This window comes from Endozoicomonas sp. ONNA2 (genome assembly GCF_024606365.1).
Classification (GTDB): domain Bacteria; phylum Pseudomonadota; class Gammaproteobacteria; order Pseudomonadales; family Endozoicomonadaceae; genus Endozoicomonas.
On sequence record NZ_JAHHPO010000733.1, the window covers coordinates 1 to 3,152 of the forward strand.

A 3,152-nucleotide genomic window follows, 5' to 3' on the forward strand; every position below is an offset into this window, starting at 1 on the left:
CCTGTTTAGGTTTTTAAATTCAGGAGAGGCGACAACTATGTTGGCACAGGGGGAGGTGAAACAACCTGTTATTGTTTGTCGTATGTATTCCCACGTGGGGCGCCGTGGGAGGGGGCCTTGAAGGACAGCTCCTATACACAACAAGTTAGGCGTATGTATTCCCACGGGGCCGCCGTGGGAGACTGTGCATACCAGAGCTTAGCTGCATTGGCCCTGTCGGCGTCGTTGTCCAAGGAAAATCAACAACAGCAGGATAAAGGCCGGTATCCATATCAGTTGTTTTGGCAGTCGCTCTGCCGGAACGTCCATACGATAAATCTGCCAGTCAAAATCGATGCCGGCCTGCTGAGCCTCGCTGTTGAAGTCAACCATATCAATGATCAGCTCATCCCCGTCAACCAGCACCTCGAGCCCCATGTGGCGGAATCGGTCATCAGCCGGGGCCCGCTCGCCAGCGGGGAGAATCACCAGCTGACTCACCGGTTTACCTTCCAGGGTTTCCCCGGCTACCCACAGGCGTGCATCAGCCCGGTCGGGCAGTGCTTCAACCCGGGCAACAATGTTATGGCCTTCATAGGTTTCGTAGGGTGGGTAAACGTTGTCCCACCAGAAGTTCGGCCGGAACAGCGTGAAGGCGATCAGCAGCAGGCCCAGGGTTTCGTACCAGCGGTTTTTCACTAGCCAGTGGCCCTGGGTTGCCGCGGCAAATACCAGCATGGCGGCAATAGCGCCAAAGACGACAATTGCCAGTTGTGTGATGCTGTCAACGCCGATCAGCAGTAACTCCGTATTAAAGATAAACATAAACGGCAGAATAGCGGTACGGATATCGTAGGTGAAACCCTGGATACCGGTCTTGATCGGGTCCGACTGTGCGATGGCCGATGCGGCAAAAGCGGCCAGACCCACAGGCGGGGTATCATCCGCGAGAATACCGAAGTAGAAGACAAACAGATGGACCGCAATCAAAGGCACGATCAGTCCGTGCTGGGCGCCCAGGGCAACAATAACCGGAGCCATCAGGGTGGACACCACAATGTAGTTGGCGGTGGTTGGCAGACCCATGCCCAGTACCAGACAGATGATAGCGGTCAGTAGCAGCATAAGAATGATACTGCCAGCAGAAATCCATTCTACGAACTCGGTCATGACCAGACCAATACCGGTCAGGGTGACTGCACCCACAACGATACCGGCGGTGGCGGTGGCAACACCAATGCCGATCATATTCCGGGCCCCGGTGGTCATTCCGTCAAGCAGATCGAGAAAGCCGGTTTGCAGATGGGTGATGGTTTGTTCCTGCCGGAACATGTCAATCAGGGTTTTATGGGTCAGGGTGATGAATATCATCACCAGGGTTGCCCAGAAGGCAGAGAGGCCCGGCGAGTAACGTTCAACGGTCAGACACCACAGTAACACCACCAGGGGCAGCAAATAGTAGAGACCGCGTTTGATGGTTGGTCCGGGTATTGGCGTGCTGCGTATCTCATCGTCAATATTGTTAAGGTCAGGTTGTTTCGCGGCTATTCTCAGCAGCATCAGATAACTGGCCATTAATGCCAGCGTGATCATCCAGAGGGCATACTCTCCCATGTATTGTCTGGTCCAGCCAATACCGTAATAGACGCCAGCACCAAGCAGGCAGAGCCCGACGAACGAGCCCATAAATGACATCAGGGCACGGGTTTTTGTGCGGGTGACGCTTCTTGGCAGTCCCTGCATGCCCGCTTTCAGGGCTTCAAGATGGACAATATAATACAGGGCGATATAGGAGATCGCGGCGGGTAACAGGGCGTGGCGAATAACGTCGATGTAAGAGATGCCCACATATTCCACCATCAGAAACGCCGCGGCGCCCATAATAGGCGGCGTCAGTTGTCCATTGGTAGAGGCGGCAACCTCGATGGCACCGGCTTTGTGAGCAGGAAAACCGACACGTTTCATCAGGGGGATGGTGAAGGTTCCGGTGGTGACCACGTTGGCGATGGACGAGCCGGAAACCAGACCACTCAGGCCCGATGACACAACGGCAGCCTTGGCGGGGCCACCTTTGAGATGGCCCAGCAAAGAGAACGCCACCTGAATAAAGTATTGACCGGCACCGGCCTTTTCCAGCAGAGACCCAAACAAAACAAACAGGAACACAAAGCTGGTGGAAACTCCCAGGGCCACACCAAAGACACCTTCAGTGGTAATCCAGAAGTGGGACAGCGCCTTGTTGAGACTGGCACCCTTGTGGGCGATCACATCCGGCATGTAAGGACCGGCAAAGGCATAGGTGATAAAAATCGCCGCAACCACCATCAGTGGCGGCCCCAGTGCCCGGCGGGTGGCTTCCAGCAGAAGCAGCATACCGATACCGGCCGTGACCAGGTCGGGGGTAACGGGAGCCCCGGCGCGGGTAGCCAGCTGCTGGTGGAAAATATAAAGATAGGCGGCGCAGAAACTGCCGCTCAGGGCAAACAGCCAGTCAGTTACGGGTATCTGATGGGTAAACGACTTTTTGCTGGCAGGGAAGGTGATAAATGCCAGGAAAATGGCAAAGGCGAGATGGATGGCCCGGGCCTGGCCGTCGTTCAATAGGCCTACATTGAAAATATACGGCAGAGGTGATGCATTCCACAGCTGAAACAGTGACCAGCTCAAGGCTGTGCCCAGTAATATCAGTCTGGATTTGCCTATTGGATGGCGGTCTCCCTGTTCGGACTGGTTGACCATTTGTTCAGCGCAGCTGTTATAGCCTGCCGTCGGATTATTCAGCTTATCGCCGTTGACTGCGTCCATAATGTACCTGTTATTGAATTTTTGCGTTGTGGAAATGATGCATCCTTCATCCAGCGGACCATGGCCTTGGGTAAATGGGGGAAGCGGGATATCTGGCGGCCACCAAAACAACTGTGCTTCCCCGTGCTGCCCTTTGATTCCTGCTGGCCAAGGGCTGTGAATGTCGTCATACAGAGTTCAGGCAGCACCCTGAATGACGACAGTCTGTATTTGGGGTGGAAAAGAGGCAGAGCCAATGGCACTGACTCAAGCGGTGAAAACCTTGTCATAGTTAGTTAAAAGACTTTCACCACAAAGGCACAAAGGAAGAAAAAAATCTTTTCTTTGTGTCTCTGTGCCTTTGTGGTTCAAATTCAAATCTATCAACC

General features: G+C 54.1%; 2 protein-coding genes. Both read right to left on the reverse strand.

Features of this window, described 5'->3' with window-relative positions:
- Positions 1–198: 198 nt before the first annotated feature.
- Positions 199–2,784: a TRAP transporter permease gene (locus tag KDK14_RS12935; RefSeq protein ID WP_257265559.1), complete on the reverse strand. Its 2,586-nt coding sequence runs from the start codon at positions 2,782–2,784 to the stop codon at positions 199–201.
- Positions 2,757–2,954, reverse strand: a complete 198-nt coding sequence (locus KDK14_RS12940; RefSeq protein ID WP_257265560.1) for a hypothetical protein — start codon at positions 2,952–2,954, stop codon at positions 2,757–2,759. Before KDK14_RS12940 ends, KDK14_RS12935 begins: the two co-directional genes overlap by 28 nt.
- Between the last annotated feature and the right edge of the window lie 198 nt (positions 2,955–3,152).

Excerpts from the sequence above, each read along its gene's own strand:
- KDK14_RS12940 (WP_257265560.1), bottom strand. The coding sequence starts at position 2,954 with ATGACGACATTCACAGCCCTTGGCCAGCAGGAATCAAAGGGCAGCACG.
- KDK14_RS12935 (WP_257265559.1), bottom strand. The coding sequence starts at position 2,784 with ATGGACGCAGTCAACGGCGATAAGCTGAATAATCCGACGGCAGGCTAT.